The following is an 18,893-nucleotide window of genomic DNA, read 5'->3' on the forward strand; positions in this document are numbered from 1 at the left end:
GAGTTTCCAACTTGTGAACTTTGGCGATTCTATGCTCTGATTGGTCCATGTCACACAACCCGGAGGAGACCGCCAGGCAGGGACTGCCCGCAGCCCTTCTCCTGATGAACGCTCGCGCGTTCGACGACCTCTTCGATTCCGCCCGCCTGGAACGGTTACGTCGGCTCGTGCGCCTCGGGGAGCCGATGCGTCTCGACGACCTGAGCGGGCCGGATGCCACTGCCCGCCTCCTGCACACCGAGATCCTGATCACGGGATGGGGTTCTCCGCTGCTCGGGCCGGATGTCCTTGACGCCGCTCCCGCATTGCGAGCCGTCATTCACACCGGTGGCTCGGTGAAGCAACACGTCTCGAGAGCATTCTGGGATCGCGGTGTGCTCGTCACGAGCGCAGCGGATGCCAATGCCGTCCCCGTCGCCGAGTTCACGCTCGCGACGATCCTGCTCGAAGGCAAGCGAGCGACGCGCTATGTGGAGGGGTACCGCCGGCACCGTGAGGTCGACGGCCCATGGCGCGACGTGATCCCTCCCGCCGTGAACTTCGGCGGCACAGTGGGAATCGTCGGTTTGTCGAGAGTCGGCAGGCGCGTCGCCCAACTCCTGCGTCCCTTCGACCTGGAGGTGCTGGTCGCCGATCCGCACGTCGACCCCGCCGACGCAGCCGCGGTCGGCGCACGCCTGGTCGACTTGGACGTGATGCTCTCCGTGAGCGACATCGTCACCGTGCACGCTCCCGCGCTGCCGGATACGCACCATCTGCTTGATGCGCGGCGGATCGCTCTGCTGCGCCGGGATGCGGTCGTCATCAACACGGCGCGAGGATCACTCATCGACACCGACGCCCTCATTCAGCGGTGCCGAGATGGCAGCCTCCGCGCGATCCTCGACGTCACGGACCCCGAGCCGCTGCCGGCCGACTCTGAACTCTTCGACACGCCGGGCATCGTGCTGAGCCCTCACATCGCTGGCGCGATGCATGCTGAGACCAGACGCCTTGCCGACTCGGCGCTGGATGAGATCGACCGGCTGCGCCAGCGACTCCCCCCGGTGCACCGCGTCGAGAGCGCCTCGCTGGGCATCATCGCCTGACCTACAAGCTGTCCGCGAGATGGGCGCCGTTCCCGCATGCCTGGCGTGCGGCGGCGCCGAGAACGCGCACGCCTCGCACGCGAACTCGCCGCGACAGAAGCGGTGGGGAGCGGCCGAATGCCGCTCCCCACCGTTCGCGTGATCGCGCTCAGCCCACCGCCAGGCCGGTCACCACCGGCGTCTCGACCACCGACGACGTGGTGTCGGTCGTTCGCACGTAGTAGCTGTGCACCCCCCTTACCAGGGGAACCGTGATCGCATACCTCGCGCCATCCGTCACATCGGTGTCCCCAGGCTCGACCGGTGACATCGGGTGGATCACGCCGTCCATGACCAGTTCGACGGCATGAGGCGCTGCACCGTCGGCATCTGTGTAGGTGGTCTCGACGGTCACGGGCGTCGACGGCGTCAGTGCTCCTGGCGTGTGGCTCACCGCCGAGAGCACGGGGGCCGTGCCTCCGACGTCGTTCGTGAACTCCACCGCGTCGATGAACAATTCACCATCGGTGTCAGCGGTCTGCTGGAGCCAGAACGTGAGTTTGGCCTGCGAGCGATCGAGCCCGGGGAAGGCCGCGAGGTCGAAGTCGTACGTCGCCCAGCCGTTGGAGACGGCGATCGGGGTCGGCCCGGTGACGCGGTGCCCCGAGTCGGCGTCCGATACCTCGATGCGCAGACGCAAGTTCGGTGAAGGACTCCGCATGGTCACGGACAGGTATCGATAGCCGTCGGCATCGACCGAGTGATGCCACGGCTGGAACTTGGCCTGCGACATCGAGGTGGCGGGGTTCTGGAAGAACCGGCCGACAGTGCGGCCGTCCACGGTGGTATTGGTCACCTGGCCGACACCCGCGTGGTTGTTGTACCAGTTGACCCACGTGTAGCCCTGCACGCCGAAGAGGCCGTCGCGGCCGAATCCGTCGTAGAGCAGCGGGGTGTCCGGCGTCGGCAGGGGTGGAGCGACGGTGTAGTGCGTCGAGGTGTAGCTGTGGGCGCCGCTCGGCTGGGTTCCGCGCACGTCGATGCGCGCGTTCGTGTACGGGGCCAGCCCGCTCACATCGACCACCCCGGTGGACGCACCGCCCGAGGGCGTCATCGGCGTCCAGTCGGGGCCGAGTGCATGAGCGGTGAGCGACGCGCCGCTTTGGGCGAAGACGGTGACTTCGTCGGTGACGTACTGACCGATCTTCGGCGATCCAATGGTCAGAGCGGTCGGTGGCGTCCCCGTCGCCCAAGGCGCATCCCCTGCGGCCGTGAGTCCGAACAGTGCCGAGAAGAGGCCGGCCTGGATGCTGACGCTGTACTCGTTGTATCGCCACTGCTGCCCGACGTCGACCCACCCCGGCCTGTCCTCGTACCACGGGCTCGCGCTCGTCATGTCGAGCGGGTCCTTCGCGTTCGGTCCTGACACCAGCGCGCCCGGGAGCACGACGCCCGTGCTGCCTTGAGTCTGAGCCTGTTCGTCGAGCCGTGTGTGCAAGAACATCGTGTGCTTCTCGCCGACGCCGGAGACCCAGCTCGTGCCCCACGGGTTGTTGCCGAGCACCCAGTACAGCCCCTTCTGCACGGCACGAAGGGCCCTCTCGTCGCCGAACAGCTCCCAGTAGCGCAGGATGTCGGCCATGTACGAGACATGCGGCTCGTTCACTCCGAAGTTCTTGAACTGGTTGATCACGCCGTAGGGGGTGTCATCGGTAGATGACAGAACGTAGTCGAGCTGGCGCTTGAGATAGCGCTGGATGTCGGTCTTGCCGGTCGATGTCGCCACCGGGTACAGCTCGGCCATCGAGAGAGGCCCCATGTCCCAGTAGTTCGTATTGGACAGAATCGTGAAAGGCGTCGCGGCGATCGTCGCCTCCGCTGACGTCCGATAGCCCGCATCCCCGGTCAGCAGGTGCAGTTGCACCTGCGCGAACAGGAGCGAGTTCGCAATTCCGCCCCGTGTGGTCGAGTACCCGCCGAGCGGGTCGCTGCGGTGGGTGTCCGCGTGCTGGTAGAAGGCCACCGCGCCGTCCTCGGCTTCCGTCGCCCGCGCCTCCCACTCCGTCGCATCCGCCGAGGCGATGTCGCCGCCGGCTATCGCCGCGCGGATGGCGCGGGCCGTCGCCGCGAGCGATCCCGAGGCCTTGGCTGAGCCGCCGACGCCCATTCCAGAGATGCGTCGATCATCGGCCGTGCCGACCACGCCATCTGTGTGATCATCGGGATGCTGGAATCCGCCGCTGCCCTTGACGTCCCAGAACGGCCCGCCGAAGGCGTCCAGCATCCGCAGCAGATACTCGCTGCCGAACCAGGCCTCGTCGACGAGGTCGGGAGTGCCGTTCGCGTCGCCGTCGAAGGCAACTTCCGGAGTGTCGCCGTAGCGCAGATACGTGATCGCGATGTTGCCGGCGACCCACTGGTTGCCGCCGTAGATGCCGTAGTCCCCGGCGTCGTACCAGCCGCCCGTCAGGTCGTAGTGCTGCGTACCGTCTTCGGAGGCGGCGTCGTCGAGGTGCCCGGCGGCGTGGAAGATCTTCTCGGAGGGTGGGATGCTGCTGTAGCCGTCGGGGTAGGCGTCTTCGGTCGCGACGCCGGAGCGCTGCAACCGGTAGAAGGCCGTCATCTCGTCGAGGTAGCTCGACCACACATTCCCCTCGATCGCGAAGCGTGGAGAACGGATTCCGCCGATCTCGAGCGCGAAATCGGTTCCCACATCGTCGAAGGCGCTGAAGTCGGCTTCGTATACGCGGTCACCCCACGTCGTGCCACGATCGCCAAGGGTGCACGACGACAGCACCACGGTCTCGCCCTGGAGAAGTCGGCAGCTGGTCGCGCCAGCCAAGGCACCGTCGGCCACCGCGAATCCGACCTTGTAGCCGCTCGCGCTGTAGCCGCCCTGACTCACAGCAACCTGGTCGATGGTGGCCGCTGCGGCGGGCGGTGCGGCGATCATGACTCCGCCCACCGCCACGGCCGCGACCGCCGCCACCCCTCTCCACAACGCATTCGCTCGTCGTCGGGACATGCCTTCTCCTTCGAAGCTCGCGCCGGCACCGTCGCCGACCATCCAGTATCGACACATATTTAAAGCATCCGCAAGCTTTGTAAACTCATAGAAGATCTAACAACAATGAGGGCGCCGGATGATCGAAACCGTTCACACCGTTATGATGGGTCCACATTCACCCTTCGGAAGGGGGGAAGGCATGCTCGCAGCCGAGCGCCGTGCATTGATCCTCGACCGCGCGCAGCAGGACGGCGCCGTGCGGATCGCCTCACTCGTCGATGACATCGGCGTCTCGCACGTCACTATCCGTCGGGACCTGGACGCCCTCGTCGCCGAGCGGATGCTCGACAAGGTGCGTGGAGGCGCGGTGCTTCGCGGAGATCATCCTTCTCACGCGACGCGCGCGACGTTCAGCGGCACTATCGGGGTGGTCGTTCCGACCTCCTACTACTACCGCTACGTGGTCGAAGGAATCGATGAGACGCTGGCACCGGGCGGCGAGATGAAGCTTGTGATCTCGGAGTACGACCTCGACGAGGAGTACCGGCTGATCGCGGATCTCGTGCGCGAAGGCATCGATGGCCTCCTCTGGGTTCCGACCGTCTCGGAGCGCGAGGCGACGGCCGAATTCCGCGAAACCGTGGAGCGCCTGCAGGTCCCCGTGGTGTTCGTCGAGCGCGAGATGCCCGGCGGCGGCCTCGGCACGGTCTCCTCGGTGCGCTCCGCCCATGAACGCGGTGCCCTCAGCGCGCTCAGCCATCTGCACGGATTGGGCCATCGACGTGTGGTCATGGTTAGCCGTGGCAGGTCCCAGAGCGCAGAGTTCGTGCGCCGTGGGTGGCGCGACGCCGTGGACCGGCTCGGCCTCGACGCGGCGAGCACCATTCTCGGACCGGCGGAACTCGGTGCAGGGCCGCGGTGGGAGCGCGGCAGCGCCGACGTCGTGCTCGACGCCGTCGAGAGCATCGGCGCGACCGCCCTGTTCTGCCATGGCGACGAGAACTCGCTCTTCGGTCTCCTTCAGAGCGCTCGTGCGCGCGGGATCCCGGTTCCGGATCGGCTGTCCATTGTGGCGTACGACGACGACGTATCGGCCCACGCCGATCCCCCGATCTCGGCGGTCGCGCCCGATAGACGGCGTGTGGGAGCCCTGGCCACTCGTCTGCTCATCGACCTCATCCGCGATCCAAGCGCTGAGCCGCCGTTGCAGATCCAGGTCGAACCCCGCCTCATCCTCCGCGCTTCGACGGCGCCTGCTGCGTGAGCGACGTGCCCTTCATCATGACGACCAACAGGGTCGAGGTCCTCGAGCGCGCCCCCACCGAGCTTCCGGGTCGGGTCGATCTCGCCGTCGAGGTCCCGCTTCCGGCACCGAAGGAACGGCGTCGCTTGTCCCGTCGCTACGCGCATGGCCTTCCAGGCTGCAGCAGAACGTGCTGAGGGAACGACAGGGTCGTTCGCGAAGGAGCTGAGACGCGCACGCCGCTGGCGGTCCGCACTGATCCCGCGCACGGTGCGGTTCCCGCGCCGAGGAGTACCGTGAAGCCCGCGGAGATCCTCGCCCACGAGTGGACGGGGACCCGCCCCCGCAGGAGGGAGTTCGCGATGGGCACATCAGCCAACGGGTCGGACTGGATCTCGCCGGCCGAGTTCCACCGGGCCGCCGGTGTCGCCGACTGGCGCGTCACCGCAACAGGTCCGCAAGCCGTCTTCAGCGCGACATCCATCGCCCAGGCTGCCGACCTCGTCCCGCCGATCGTCGCGGCGGCGGAGCGATTCGGCATACTGCCGGACGTGGATCTGCGCTCCGAGGGCGTCGTCGTGCGCATCCCCTATCGCGGCCCAGAGGGCATCCCTGCCGCGGCGGTGGAGTTCGCAGCGACAGTATCCCGGGTCGCCGCCGAGCGACTGCTGACCGCTGATCCCTCACGCGCACAGTCGGTCGGCATCTACGTTGCCCAGCACTCTCGAGCCGACGTGCGACCGTTCTTCATGGCTGCTCTCGGCTACGACGCGTTCGGCGAGACGGATGCCGTCGATCCCCTGCGCTGCGGACCACAGCTCGCCTTCAACCCGATCACGGGAGACGCGCCGTCGAGAGGGCGCACCCACCTCGACGTCTTCGTGCCGGCCGACCAGGCTGAGGCGCGAGTGGGGGCAGCCCTCGCCGCAGGCGGCAGACTCGTCGACGATTCCCACGCGCCCGCGTGGTGGTCGCTCGCATCTCCGGACAATCACGGCGTGGACATCGCGTCCTGGACCGATACCTTCGACTGACAGAGTCCTCCGCTCGAGCATTGCTGCCCGAGCGCCTTCCCGAGAAACTCCGCTTGCGTAGGAGTGTCGCCGTCGGCGGCCGATGCTCCACCTTGGTCATCGCTGGGAACTTCCGGCCAAAGTCCTGCATCGATCCGGCGTCGCTCCGGGCAAGGCGCACACTGAGCGCATGTGGTGGAGATTCCTCAAGGCCGTCAGAACGCGGCAGCACCGCGTCGCAGCGACGACGTGGGTCGCTGCCATCGCCGCTGTCGTCTACACCTTCGCGCCTATCGATCTGATTCCCGAACTGGTGCTCGGCCCGCTTGGACTCGTCGACGACCTCGGCCTCTGGGGCATCTTCGCCGTGCTCTTCGCCCGCGAGCAGCGCCGCTGGCTGACGGGCCTCGAGTCGAAAGCACGCACGGCGAGCGCTCTCTGAGAGCAGCTCAAAGTTCTAGGAGCCATCGACGGCGTGAGGAGCGATGGCCGGCGATGATGCGGCGGTCATCGCCGGCAGCGCGGGATTCCCATCGGCGGGCCGCTTCACAGGAGAGCCGCATCGTGGCTGTCAGCCCACAACGGCGTGATCCCAGTGATCGAGGATCCAGTCGACAGTCTGCTCGGCCGACTGCCCGGTCGAGTCCACCCACAGCCCGATGGGCGGAGTCTCAGCGAGCCAATCATCGAACCGGCGCACGGCATCGACGATCGTCCCCTCTCCGCGCCACGCGTCGTAGGCGCCGGTGCCGCGTCGGGCCTCACGCCCCGCCACCGCTTCGACACTCGGCCGCAGCACCACCAGCGCGCGCCGGCATGACAGGCGATCGAGCTGGTCCGTGACCCCGGTGCCGTAGATGTTGTCGACGTGCACGGCGTGGATGCCCTCGCCGACGAACGACTGGCTCAGCATCGCGCCGTGCCGGTACCGCAGCTGAAGTCGCGCGAGGGCGGCATCGCTCGGCGTCTCGCTCATGTCGGAACGACCGCTGACGACCATGCGCCACAGGTCGTCACCCTCGATGAACGCGGCCGGCGACAGCCGTTCCGCCAGCAGCCGCCCAACGGTCGTCTTGCCCGGAGCCTGCACACCGGTGATGAGTGTCGCGGTCGGCTCCCGTACCGATCCAGTCCCGATCGAAGTGCTCATCCGAGAAAGCGTAGGCGACGACATCGGAGCGATCGCGAACCGGCGTCCTCACCGGTCGTCCCGAGGCGACGTCACTGAACGCCTCGGAAGCGCCGCCGGCGGTACCAGAACACCGACCCGCCGAGAACAAGCGCGATCGTCGATCCTGACACGATCGCCACGAGCACGACGGGGAGCGGTTCGTCTGCCGCCCCCTGAGCATCCGAGTCGCCGCCGCTCTCGTCATGCTCCTCCCCCACCGACGAACCCGGCGCCGCAGCATCCTCCCCGCTCCCGACGGCGAAGCTGAACGTCCCTGAAACGGGGTGCCCGTCCGACGACACCACCCGCCACAGCACGACGTACCCGCCATCCGGCAGGACGTCGGGGATCCCCACGGTCACGAGGTTCTCGACCACCTGGGGTTCACCGATCGTCCAGCTCTCGTCCCGGACATCCGTGACGGCGACGACGGCGCCGGCATCCATGATCTCCGCCGAGAACGTCAGCCTCACCTCCGCCGGCGCCGATGCCAGCACCGCGCCGGCGCTGGGGCTCGACTCGACGAGCTCGTCGTGCGCCCCCGCCGGCGCCACTGAGACGATGACCAGAGCGATCGCGAGCAGAACACCGACGTTGGTCCTCAGCCGCATCACAACCGCCTCCCTTCCGGTCCCCGCTCGACCAGGTCAGTGCCGAGCGGGCTCCAGCATGGCTGCGCGTCTCACGCGCATATGCCGTCCAGAGGCGGCATCCGATGTCGCTTGCTGACGTACCGCGGCGCGACCGATCCATCGCAGAATGACCGAAGCCCCCATCGGCTGTCCCGCACTGACGCCGACCGGCGGCGCAAGGCTGAAAGGGCAGAAGTGACCGAACTCACGATCCGACCGGCGCTCGCGAGCGAATCCGAGACCATCTCGGCCCTCGCGCTGCGGTCCAAGGCGCACTGGGGTTACTCGCCGGACTTCCTCGAGCAGTGCCGAGCTGAACTCACCTACACGCCCGACCGGTGCGCATCGGGCCGGGTCTTCGTCGCGGCCCGAGACGGTAGCATCCTGGGCTTCTACGCCACCGAAGGCGACGCACCCGGCGGTGAGCTGGACGCGCTGTTCGTCGATCCCGACCACATCGGCACCGGCCTCGGCGGACTGCTGCTTCAGCACGCGCTCACCCAGGCGGCGAGCGCCGGATTCACCGAGCTGTACCTGGATGCCGACCCGTACGCCTCCGATTTCTACCGCCGCCACGGCGCGGTCGTCATCGGTGAGACGCCGAGCGGCTCGATCCCGGGTCGATCACTTCCCCGCATGCGATTCGAGCTCGGCGAGGGCCGCGACGCCGCGCCGCCGAGCCGGCGCATGACCCCCGCTGATCAGCGCGACGCGCTCAACGGCATCGCGGCGCTCATCGAGCGCCACTACGTCTTCGCCGACGTCGCCGCCGAGTGCGCGCGAGAACTGCGTGAGCGACCGGTCGCCGACGAGGGGCCGACGACCGTCGAGTTCAGCCGTCAGCTGACGCAGCAGCTTCGGAAGCACGATCGCCACTTCTCCGTGACGTGGGGGGCTCCTACCGACCTGCCACTCCGAAATGCTTCGCAGCGGGACGACACGACCGTGAGCTTCCATCGCGACGGCCGGATCGGCATCCTCACCATCCGGCTGTTCGACGATGCTGACGACGAGCGTGCCGCAGACCAGGCCAGGGAGGCGCTCGACCAGCTGTCCCACTGCGACGCTGCCGTGGTCGACCTGCGCTGCAACCCTGGCGGATGGCCCTCGATGGTGGAGTACGTGCTCGGACCGTTCGTCGGACCCGATCCGGTCGCCATCGTCACATTCCAAAGCGCCGAGCACCCCGAGGTGATCTCGTGGTCGCGACCCGAACCTGCCCTCGCGGGTCTGGAACGGATGCCGCTGTTCGCGGTCATCGGGCCGGGCACAGCCTCGGCGGCGGAGAGCTTCGCCTACGCCCTGCAGACGACGAAGCGGGCCACGCTCATCGGCGAGCACACCGCCGGGGCAGCAAACCCCGTCGAATCGTTCATCGACAGCATCGGGTTCGCCGTCTACATCTCGACCGGTGCACCGATCGATCCGCGCACGCAGACGAACTGGGATCACACCGGAGTCGCACCGGACGTCGAGGTCGAGGTGGAGCGTGCGCTCGACGTCGCCATCGGGTTGGCCCGCACCGCCACCGCTGAGCGGTCGGGCCTCTAGCCCTCGCGAACGACCTGCAGGACGCCCTCGCTGAACGCGCGCAGCCCGAAGCCGCTGCCGGACGGAGGCTTTTCACCCAGCCGCACCGCCACGGCGTCCAGCGAGGGGACGACCATCAGGATCTGATCGTGGAACCCGAGGGCCCAGAACGTGTCTTCGGGCGCAGCGGGAACGAGAGGTCCTTCGATGGCTCCGCCGCGCGCACTCGTGGCCACCTCGGGCGCGACGGCGGGTCCGGGGCGATTGAGCCACCACAACAATCCGTACGCCGCATTGAGGTCGGTGCTGGGCCCGCCCACGGCCTCATCGAGGAACTCCTCCGAGATCACTCGGCGACCGTCGACCATTCCGTCGTCCAGAAGCAGGCGACCGAGACTACTCAGATCGGCGCAGGTCGTCCACAGCCCGGCGAAGACGTTCGCGTTGCCGGTCCCGTCGTGCTCCAGCCTTGTACCCGTCAGTCCCAGCGGTTCGAACAGCCTCGTCTGTGCGAACTCGTCGACGGCCATCCCGGTCGCCGCTTCGAGGACCGCTTCGAGAACCTGCACAGCGGAGTTGTTGTAGATCCACTCTTCGCCGGGGTCGGCATCCTGCCCCAGCCCCAGGGCGAAAGCCGTCTTATCGTCGGCTTGCAGGGCCATCTCGCGATAGTCGGTCCGGCTGTCCCACTCGCGACCCGATGTGTTCGTCAACAGATCTCGGATCGTCACCGCCGCGGACGAGGTGTTCTGCCAGTCCGAAACGAAGTCGGCGACCGGATCGGAGATTTCGAGGTGTCCCTCGTCCTGCGCGATGCCGATGAGGAGCGAGGTGACGGACTTCGTGATCGAGAACGCACGAACCGGGTCGCCATCCGGATCGCCGTCGCTGACGATGGTCGTGTCGCCCTCGGCGACCGAGACGCAGGTCGAATCCGCCGCTGCCGCGCTTTCGACGAGCTGCTCGTGCGCCGAGTCCCGGGCGGATGGTCCGGCGTCGGCGACGGTATGGCACCCCGTCAGCAAGCCGGGTGCAGCCGTCAGGATCAGCATCAGCACCGTCCTCCGCCGGCCTGCTCGCGCGGCGGGGCGAGCGGATGCCGCAGCAGCGGGGAGGCACTCTCGGTCGATCATGCGTGATCGCGGAAGGTGTGATCGAAGGTCCAGAGGCAGTTCGCGAGATAGGCGGCCCGCGTCTCGGGCTCGTCGACGGCGTACCGGAAGTCTTCCAGCCATTTGCACCGGGCATGGAAGCGGATGCGCGCACGCTCATCATCGGTGAGAGGACCGCCCAGCCCGGCGGCGATGGCGAACGCGACGTCGCTCCCGAGATCGCGATAGAGCAGCCCGAGGTCGCGAGCGGGGTCGGCACAGGCGGCATCCGTCCAATCGATGATCCCCGTCAGTGCACCCTCCGGGTCGGCGAGGAGGTGCTCGGCGCCGAGGTCGTTGTGCTGCGGCACCACGAGACCTCGGTCGGACGGTGGCGGATCACTCAGAAACGACGCGACCGCGGCTGCCTGTCGAGGCTCGAACCGCGACTGTGCAGCGCGGAAGTTCTCGACGGCGTCGGCGTGCCAGGCGTCGTTCGGATTGTCGTCGCGGGGCAGCTGCTGGGCCACGGGCAGCTCGCGCAGCGCGGCAAGCACCTGGGTCAGTGCCTCCACGAGACCGGTCGAGCGCCGCTGGGGTCGGCGCAGCAGGGGCTCGCCCGGCAGCGTGCGATAGGCGATGAGGCCGAGCGCGGCATCGTGCACCAGCGGCACCGGCGTCGCGAGGGTTGTCGCCTCGGCGAGCGCGCGGAGCAGTGCGACCTCACGGTCGACAGCGTCACGGTCTTCGTTGATGCGCACGACGCAGTCGGCGACGGCGAAGGTGGTGTTCTCGCCGCCTCTGGCCAGAGTGACGACTGCTGCGTCCTCCGGCCACAGGGCGTGGCGCGCGCCGAGCTCGGCGAGAGTCGCCTGCTCGGCCGGCGTGACGGATCGCGGCTCAGACGAGGGTGTCACCAAGGTAGCCGTCCTTTCCAAAACCAGGCAGGATCGCGAAGATGGCGCTCCCAGTGTGCTGGATGAAGGCATTCAGCCGATCCTGCTCGGCCATGCGCTGCTGGGCGGCGATGAACTGACTGTCGGGGTCGTTGCCGTACGCGCAGAACAGCAGCCCGACGTCGAGCTTGCCGTGTCCGCCGTGATGGTGGTCCGCGGTCCCGGGAGCATGCGGATGGTTCTCGGGGTGCTCCAGCGGATCGGGGCTGCCGCCGGCCATCGCGGTCAGAAAGCCGTAGTCGTAGTTGTAGCTGCGGCGCAGCATCGAAAAGCCATGCACCCTGCGGACATGGGCATCCGAGGCGATCACGGTCGTGCCGTCTGCACCCGTGGCCTCGAGGTCGGGCTCGTCGAACTCCTCGTTTCCCGTGAGCGGCGCCCCGTCCGAGCGGCGCCGGCCGATCACCGCATCCTGCTCGTCTCGGGCTGTGAGATCCCAATTCGCCGTCTTCATCCGGATCTTGCGGAAGACCAGGTACGAGCCTCCAGCGAACCATTCCGGCTCGTCGGGAAGCGTCCACACTGTGTCTGCGAACTCGACCGAGCCGGTGGGCGGGTTGGAGGTACCGTCCTTCTGCCCGAACATGTTACGCGGCGTCCCGCCGCCCTCGGGGACGCTGATGAACCCGGACTGGGTCCAGCGGATGACCGCGTAGCCGGGCAATCGTGCGCGCAATGCCCGCATCGCGGCGCTGACCACCTGGGCATCGTCCGCGCAGATCTGGAAGATCATGTCTCCCCCGCCCCACCGCGGGTCGAGGTGATCGCCGGCGAATGCGGGGAGGGGTCGAAGGCGCCGAGGTGCTTCACGCGTCATGCCGGGCAGCTCGAACACCCCAGCGCCCACCCCCACAGTCACCGTCAGCCGTGAGGGCGAGAGCCCGGTCGCGAAGTCTGTCGGAGTGGTCGCACCCTCGGGGAACATCCGTGACGGCGGCGGTTCCTCGCCGCGCGTGATCAGCGCCACCGTGGCGGAGACGTCGACCATCAGGCGACGAAACGATGCGGCGTCCGAGACGGTCAGATCAGCGACGACGAGAGTGGCGTAGCGCTGCTGGGCTGTGGCTATGCCGGCCTGGTGCGCTCCGAACGCCGAGACGATGTCGGAGTGCTCGGAGGGAGCCGGCTGGGCTGCTGTCTCATCTGCGCTCGCGAGCAGACGCCCTCCTGTGAATCCGACCACGGCGGCGCCACCCACGGTCGCGAGTGCGGATCCCAGTAGCGCCCGCCGCGACACGGCGATCTTGCGGCGGCTCGCCGGTGACTCGGCGTCATCGTCATCGGGGCGAACGGAGAGGTCGGTGTGATGCTGTCCGACGGGGCCGGTGGTGTTCACGAAGATCCTTCGGGTCGGTGGTCAGGGTGGGACGGGGGTCAGTGCGTGCCGTGACCACCCCCGCCGTCGGAAGGCTCGGTGTTGCGGCTGGGCTCGCTCTTGCTGACGACGAACTGCGACATCAGACCTTCGTCTTCGTGCAGCAGCAGGTGGCAGTGGATCATGTACGGCTTGTCGTCGTCGACGTAGTCCTCGAAGCGCATCATGATGCGGTACTGGCGGCGCGGCTCGAGGTAGATGGTGTCTTTCCAGCCCAGCAGCTCCGCGGGCGGCGGTGTGCCGTCGATGTCGAGCACCTGGAACTGGACGTCGTGGACGTGCCAGTTGTGCGGGAACAGGTCGCGGTTCGTGACGGTCCACAGCTCGGTCGAGTCGATCTGCATGACCTCGTCGATGCGGTTCATGTCCATCCGCAGTCCGTTGATCTCGCGGTTCTGTACCTCGAACGTCCGCTCGTAGTCGGCGTCGCGCTCGGCGAAACGCTCGACCGGAGCGAACCGGTCGGCGAGGGATGCCGACGGCTGCAGCGCATCGGCGGCCCTCAGCAGCAGCACGTCAAACTCGTCGGTGCCGCCATACGCCGACGGCAGGGCGACATTCCCGAGATCCGGCGGGAGCGAGCGGAGCATCGTCTCGGAGCCGGGCTCGAGCCCTACCACGATCTCGGCGCGCTCCCCCGGCGAGAGACGCACGTGATCGGTGGAGTGCGGCGCCTCGAGCAGGCCTCCGTCGGTGCCGACGAGGGAGAACTCGCGGCCGTCGTCGAACGCGAAGTCGTAGGTGCGAGCGCTCGATCCGTTGAGGATCCTGAGCCGCACCAGCTCAGTGGTCACATCGAGGACGGAACCCCACGCGCCGTTGGTGAGGATGACGTTGCCGAGCAGACCCACTTCGTTTCCCTGCGCGTCGAGCTGGAACTCGCCTCCCGCCGTGAACTTCTTGTCCTGGACCACGAGCGGGATGTCGTCGACCCCGTATTGCGCCGGCAGGCCGTAGGTGCCGGTGTTCTCGTCGTCGACGATGAACATCCCCGAGAGGCCACGCAGCACGTGCTCTTCGGTGTCGCCGTGCGGATGCGGGTGGTACCACAGCGTCGCGGCCGGCTGGTCGACGCGCCACGAGGCACGCCATTGTGCGTCTGGTTCGATGGGCTGGTGCGGTCCACCGTCCATCGCGACCGGAAGGTGCATGCCGTGCCAGTGCACCGTCGTCGTCTCGGGCAGCTTGTTGGTCACCTCGACGGCGACCTTCTCGCCTCGCCTCGCACGGAGCGTCGGGCCGAGGTAGTCGCCGTTGAAGCCCCACGTGGGGGTGGTCATGCCCGGGGTGAACTCCATCTGCCCTTCATCGGCCGTCAGTGAGAACACCCGCGTGCCGCCGTCGACCCGCGAGTCCGCCAATGGCGGGATGGGCAGGGGCGTATCGAAGGCCGGCGGCGCCTTGGGCTGGAAGACCGACGAATCCGAAAAGCCGGGCCCGATCGTGCAGGCCGTGAAGACAGCTGCCGCCGTCAGCAGGGTCGCGCCGAGCAGGACGACGGGCCCGACGGCGTTGCGGCGCCGGCGCGGCGTCGGGAGCGGGATTGAGGGCGGCGCTGTGGTCATGGCAGGGACGATACGAGCCGCGACGAGGGCGCCGCGTCCGCACGAGGGCAACATGTCGAGTCGACTCGAAGCGACATGGGGCATGTCGCCTGTGCGCGACATCAACACGCGCCCCCCGTCGATATCGCCGGCGCGCCGCGGCCCGATACCGTCGTGCAGGACGAGAAGGGGTGATGCGGCGTGGTCAAGCGAGCAGTCGTCGTCGGAGCAGGAATCGGCGGTCTCGCCACGGCGGGGGCACTGCTCAACCGCGGGTGGTCGGTGACGGTGCTCGAACGCGCCGACGGCATCGCCGGGGGCGGCACCGCGCTGGGCATGTGGCCGGAGGCGATGTCGACGCTCGACGAGCTGAACGTCGGCGCACACGTAAGAGCCCACGCGGTGCTCAGCTACGGCGGCACGATCCTCGATCCCCATGGCGATGTGCTCGCGCGCATCCCCGCGAGCCGCCGCGCACACCTCGTCTCGCGCGTGCGACTACTGCACGCGCTCCATGAGGCGCTTCCCCACGGCACCGTGCAATGGGCCAGTCCGGTGCGTTCGATCGACGATCTGCCCGAGAGCGACCTCGTCGTCGGTGCGGACGGGATCCACAGCGCCGTGCGATCGGCCCTGTGGGATCGCAGGGCTCAGCGCCCGCTCGGCACCGTCGCGTTCCGCGGAGTCGTGGACGGCGACGTCGGCTCAGTGACCGAGACGTGGGGCGAGGGTGCCCTCTTCGGCATCACCCCGTCGAGCGACGGCCTGGCCAACTGGTTCGCGTGCCTACGCGCCGACATGAGCCCGCCACCGGGATCGGATGCCGCCGCCGAGCTCGCCCGCCACTTCTCGACGTGGCATCCCGCCGTCGCTGCCATCGTGTCGCGGCTGAGCAACGACGGCATCGATCGACGCGAGCTGTTCGATGTCGCACTCCCCCACCCCTACGTCCTGGCCACGGTGGCGCTGGTCGGCGATGCCGCCCATGCGATGGCGCCGAACCTCGGCCGCGGGGCCTGCGAGTCCTTGATCGACGCGGTCGTGCTCGCGAGCGCGGTGAGCGCAGCCCCGGATGTGCCGACGGGCCTGCAGCGGTACGACCGCGCGCGGCGCCGCCGCACGCAGCGCATCGTGCGCGCTGCGCGCACGCTCAACAGCATCGCGACGGCGCGCCGAGGTCTCGGGCTCCGTAACGGCGCGATGCGGCTGCTGCTCGGCGGCCGAAGTAGTCGCGGCGCGGGCGATCACGGCACGGCGCATGCCGCCGGGTCGCGACCTACCATGTCAGCATGATCGACGACGATCGCGGCCTCCGCCGGTCCGAAACGGGACCCGCGCCCTGGGTGCTCGACGTCCTCCTCGGCATCGGCGTCGCCCTGACCGTCTCGCTGGTGATCGCCGCAGACATCAGCCGAGACCAGCCCGACGGGTGGGCGTACCTCTGGGCGGTCGGCCTCGGCGCCCTCATGCTGGTGCGCCGCCGGTACCCGGTCGTCGTCGTCGTGCTGTCGGTCGTGGCCCTCATCGCCTACTACGCGGCCGGAAACCCGCCGATCGGCGTCGCGGTGCCGTTGGCCGCGGCGGTGTTCTCCGCCGCCGAGTACGGGCGGATCGGTGCCGCGATCATCGCATCGGCGACAGTCATGACGATCTCTGTCGTCTATCGGCTGGTGAACGATCAAGACCCGGCATTCGTCGTGGGGTACGACCTTCCCGGCCACGCGCTGCTTCTCGCGGGCGCCGTCGCGCTCGGCGACAGCGTGCGGTCACGCCGTGTACTCCGGCGGCAGGCGGCCAAGATCGCCGAGCTGACGGCGGAGCGCTACGCGCGCGAGGCCGAGCAGCGGGTGCTGGCCGAGCGCCTGGCGATCGCCCGCGAGCTGCACGACTCGGTCGGGCATGCCCTGACGGTCATCACACTGCACACGCAGGTGGTCGAGGACGCACTCGGGTTGGACGACGCCGAGGTCCGGCGCTCCCTCAAGGCCATCGCCGACACCACCGACGCGACCTTCACCGACCTGCGTCGCACGGTCGCCAGCCTGCGCAGAGACGGCGTCGCCTCGCGCGCCCTCCTGCGCATCGCCGACCTGGAGGCGGCGGCGAACCCTGCCCGGCAGGCGGGCCTCGACGTGCAGCTCCGAGTAGACCTACGCTCCACGCCATCGCCGACGGTGGAGGCCGCCGTGTTCCGGATCGTGCAGGAGTCGATCACCAATGTCGTCCGCCACGCCGACGCCACTCGCGTCGACGTCGACGTTCACGAGAGCGAGGACGGAATGATCATTGTGAATATCGTCGATGACGGTCGGCGTGCGCCCCAGGCCCCATCGGTCGCGGCGGCCGACGCGGCGTCGAGGCGGCGCGGAAGCACAATCCCGACGTCGTGCTCATGGACCTCCGCATGCCGGTCATGGACGGCATCGAGGCGACCCGCATGATCCGCGCCGATGAGCAGCTCACCGGCACGCACGTCGTGGTGCTGACCACCTTCGACGACGATGCCGACGTCGTCGAGGCGATCCGCGCGGGCGCGATCGGATACCTGCTCAAGAACACCCCGCGCGACGAGCTCCGCGACGCCGTCAGGCGTGCCGGTCAGGGCGAGCGTCTGCTCTCGCCTGCGATCACGCAGCGTCTGATGGACATGGTCGCAGCCGGGCACGCCGCCCCGGTCCCCGATCCCCGGCTGACCTATCTGAGTGCGCGCGAGCTCGAAGTGCTGACGCGGATCGGGCACGGCGACACCAACGACGAGATCGCCGCGGTTCTGCACCTGAGCCCGGCGACGGCTCGGACGTACGTGAGTCGGATCCTCGCCAAGCTCGGGGCACGCGACCGGCCCGAGCTGGTCGTCATCGCCCACAAGTCCGGCTTGGTCGTCTCGTAGCGCCTACGCAGCGGGGCGGCGCATGAACCAGCAGGGAACGCCGATGACCTCCGCCGCTTCGACCACGACATATCCGAACCGCTCATAGAACTCGATCGCTTGCGGGCGGTCGGTCTCGAGGTAGCCCGTCGCACCCGTGGCATCGAGCCTCGCCACGTGACGGAGCAACAGCAGGCCCCCGATGCCGTGGCCGCGCAGATGCCGGTCTACCGAGACCGGCCCCAGGTGGACATGCGGCGCGTCGGGGTCGTGCCGGGACCATGCGTTCTGCCACGACACCAGCCGTGAGGCAGCAACCGGTCCGAACGTGGAGGCTCGTCCGAGCAGACGCAGCCGTGCCGAAACGGTCGGTTGGCAGCGGCCAGGCGGTGCGGATGCCGCGACCCCGGCGAGCACGTCGCCCCGGTCGACGCCCTCGATCTGCCACGAGGGCGAGTGGCGAAGGAGGGTGCGCACGAGCAACTCGTGACGGCGTGCCCTCGAGGCGTCGTCGCCCCGGTACGCGGCGACGTGCACCGGGTTGTCGGCCATTCCCCGTCCGAGCAGCCTGGCCGCGGCATCCAGATCGGAGCCGCCGAGAGAGCGAACGGACAGATAGGGCGATGAGGTTGCCATCTCGGGCCTTCCTAAGCGTCGAATGGGATCCCATCGTGCGATCCGGGGCGCTTCGAAGGATGCCCCCGCCGGACGACTTTCCGACTGAGACCCGACGCTCCGCTCGTCGACGCGAGGCGACCCCGGTTGTCGTCCGGCGTTGGTGCCAGCCGCGGCCGCGCTCTGCGCGCGCACGCGCCCAGTCGTCTCGAGGACGAAGGGTGTCGCTCCGGGGCGACAGCATGACCGATCCTCGGCTGACGCGAATCCGCCGGCATCGCCGTTAGCTGACGGCATGAGCCACCTCGACCCGCCGCCGCACCCGGCGTCACCTCCTATGCCCGCCCGTGGCCGGATCAGCTGGGCGTCCGTGATCGGCTTCGGCACCCTCGGCCTCCTCTGGCCGGTTCTGCGCCTGGTGAGGCTCGATGCGGTGATCGGGGACACCGGCACGGCGTTGGTCGCGCTCGTCGCGACGCTGCTGGTCTGGATACTGGGCGCCGGGTTCGGCGACGTACCGCGGCCTGTGCTCACCCTCACTCTCTCGGGGGTCCTCTCCGGCGCGTTAGTCATCGCCACAACGGTGCTCGTCGGCGAATGGCCCGATTACGGGGTGGGCCTGAACGTCACGGCGGGTGGGATCGAGGTCGCCCGCGCAGCGGGACTCGGAGCCCTGGCGGGGGCCATCGCAACTCCCATCCAGCGGACGCGGCGTCGACGAGCGTGACGCGTCGAGCGACCGAGGTGTCGTCGCCGCACGACTCAGGTGTCGCTCCCGAG

The 18,893-nt window shown here is 68.6% G+C and carries 17 protein-coding genes; 9 read left to right on the forward strand and 8 right to left on the reverse strand.

All coding sequences use genetic code 11. The annotated features are described in order from the left end of the window. Positions 1-47: 47 nt before the first annotated feature. The gene (locus HF576_RS01405; protein WP_168910998.1) at positions 48-1,088 is read left to right on the forward strand and encodes a hydroxyacid dehydrogenase; all 1,041 of its coding nucleotides are present in this window, start codon (positions 48-50) and stop codon (positions 1,086-1,088) included. Between the two features lie 148 nt (positions 1,089-1,236). Here HF576_RS01405 and HF576_RS01410 read toward each other — a convergent pair whose 3' ends face one another. Beyond that, a complete protein-coding gene (locus HF576_RS01410) occupies positions 1,237-4,092 on the reverse strand; it encodes a glycoside hydrolase family 9 protein (protein WP_168910999.1) in 2,856 nt (951 codons plus the stop codon). A 181-nt stretch (positions 4,093-4,273) separates the two neighbouring features. Here HF576_RS01410 and HF576_RS01415 point away from each other — a divergent pair, with 181 nt between their 5' ends. The 3 genes from HF576_RS01415 to HF576_RS01425 all read left to right on the forward strand — a co-directional run bounded on the left by HF576_RS01415 (position 4,274) and on the right by HF576_RS01425 (position 6,772). After that, positions 4,274-5,338, forward strand: a complete 1,065-nt coding sequence (locus HF576_RS01415; RefSeq protein WP_168911000.1) for a substrate-binding domain-containing protein — start codon at positions 4,274-4,276, stop codon at positions 5,336-5,338. Between the two features lie 275 nt (positions 5,339-5,613). Further along, positions 5,614-6,351: a VOC family protein gene (locus HF576_RS01420; RefSeq protein WP_343234141.1), complete on the forward strand. Its 738-nt coding sequence runs from the start codon at positions 5,614-5,616 to the stop codon at positions 6,349-6,351. A 169-nt stretch (positions 6,352-6,520) separates the two neighbouring features. After that, on the forward strand, positions 6,521-6,772 hold the full coding sequence (locus tag HF576_RS01425) for a YkvA family protein (protein ID WP_168911001.1): 252 nt from the start codon (positions 6,521-6,523) through the stop codon (positions 6,770-6,772). A gap of 129 nt (positions 6,773-6,901) precedes the next feature. Here the strand turns inward: HF576_RS01425 and HF576_RS01430 are convergent, their stop codons facing one another. After that, positions 6,902-7,480: a nucleoside/nucleotide kinase family protein gene (locus HF576_RS01430; protein WP_168911002.1), complete on the reverse strand. Its 579-nt coding sequence runs from the start codon at positions 7,478-7,480 to the stop codon at positions 6,902-6,904. 71 nt (positions 7,481-7,551) lie between these two features. Continuing rightward, the gene (locus HF576_RS01435; RefSeq protein ID WP_168911003.1) at positions 7,552-8,112 is read right to left on the reverse strand and encodes a copper resistance CopC family protein; all 561 of its coding nucleotides are present in this window, start codon (positions 8,110-8,112) and stop codon (positions 7,552-7,554) included. Between the two features lie 216 nt (positions 8,113-8,328). On the opposite strand from HF576_RS01435, the gene HF576_RS01440 reads away from it, so the two are divergent. After that, positions 8,329-9,684 carry a GNAT family N-acetyltransferase gene (locus HF576_RS01440; protein WP_343234142.1) on the forward strand — a complete coding sequence of 452 codons (1,356 nt, stop codon included), beginning with the start codon at positions 8,329-8,331 and terminating at the stop codon, positions 9,682-9,684. On the opposite strand, the gene HF576_RS01445 is transcribed toward HF576_RS01440, so the two are convergent. The 4 genes from HF576_RS01445 to HF576_RS01460 all read right to left on the reverse strand — a co-directional run bounded on the left by HF576_RS01445 (position 9,681) and on the right by HF576_RS01460 (position 14,650). After that, positions 9,681-10,715 carry a serine hydrolase domain-containing protein gene (locus tag HF576_RS01445; RefSeq protein ID WP_168911005.1) on the reverse strand — a complete coding sequence of 345 codons (1,035 nt, stop codon included), beginning with the start codon at positions 10,713-10,715 and terminating at the stop codon, positions 9,681-9,683. The two genes, HF576_RS01440 and HF576_RS01445, sit on opposite strands and share 4 nt — an antisense overlap. A gap of 77 nt (positions 10,716-10,792) precedes the next feature. Beyond that, positions 10,793-11,671, reverse strand: a complete 879-nt coding sequence (locus HF576_RS01450) for a phosphotransferase (RefSeq protein ID WP_168911006.1) — start codon at positions 11,669-11,671, stop codon at positions 10,793-10,795. Further along, a complete protein-coding gene (locus HF576_RS01455) occupies positions 11,655-13,046 on the reverse strand; it encodes a Dyp-type peroxidase (RefSeq protein ID WP_205834623.1) in 1,392 nt (463 codons plus the stop codon). Before HF576_RS01455 ends, HF576_RS01450 begins: the two co-directional genes overlap by 17 nt. A 38-nt stretch (positions 13,047-13,084) precedes the next feature. Then, the gene (locus HF576_RS01460; protein WP_168911007.1) at positions 13,085-14,650 is read right to left on the reverse strand and encodes a multicopper oxidase family protein; all 1,566 of its coding nucleotides are present in this window, start codon (positions 14,648-14,650) and stop codon (positions 13,085-13,087) included. A gap of 180 nt (positions 14,651-14,830) precedes the next feature. On the opposite strand from HF576_RS01460, the gene HF576_RS01465 reads away from it, so the two are divergent. The 3 genes from HF576_RS01465 to HF576_RS01475 are packed head-to-tail and all read left to right on the forward strand — an operon-like array spanning position 14,831 to position 17,519. Further along, positions 14,831-15,922, forward strand: coding sequence for an FAD-dependent monooxygenase (locus HF576_RS01465; RefSeq protein WP_168911008.1), 1,092 nt, complete (start codon positions 14,831-14,833; stop codon positions 15,920-15,922). After that, positions 15,919-17,070 (forward strand): sensor histidine kinase, encoded by a 1,152-nt coding sequence (locus HF576_RS01470; protein ID WP_168911009.1) that lies wholly within the window; start codon positions 15,919-15,921, stop codon positions 17,068-17,070. The genes HF576_RS01465 and HF576_RS01470 overlap by 4 nt, the downstream gene beginning before the upstream one ends. Then, positions 17,022-17,519: a LuxR C-terminal-related transcriptional regulator gene (locus HF576_RS01475; RefSeq protein WP_240948680.1), complete on the forward strand. Its 498-nt coding sequence runs from the start codon at positions 17,022-17,024 to the stop codon at positions 17,517-17,519. The genes HF576_RS01470 and HF576_RS01475 overlap by 49 nt, the downstream gene beginning before the upstream one ends. A 3-nt stretch (positions 17,520-17,522) precedes the next feature. Here HF576_RS01475 and HF576_RS01480 read toward each other — a convergent pair whose 3' ends face one another. After that, positions 17,523-18,134: a GNAT family N-acetyltransferase gene (locus HF576_RS01480; RefSeq protein ID WP_168911010.1), complete on the reverse strand. Its 612-nt coding sequence runs from the start codon at positions 18,132-18,134 to the stop codon at positions 17,523-17,525. Positions 18,135-18,408: 274 nt separating this feature from the next. Here HF576_RS01480 and HF576_RS01485 point away from each other — a divergent pair, with 274 nt between their 5' ends. Further along, entirely contained in the window at positions 18,409-18,840 is a 432-nt protein-coding gene (locus tag HF576_RS01485; RefSeq protein ID WP_168911011.1) for a hypothetical protein, read from the forward strand. The last annotated feature ends 53 nt before the right edge of the window (positions 18,841-18,893 follow it).

Source organism: Microbacterium salsuginis, from assembly GCF_012524205.1.
Taxonomy (GTDB): domain Bacteria; phylum Actinomycetota; class Actinomycetes; order Actinomycetales; family Microbacteriaceae; genus Microbacterium; species Microbacterium salsuginis.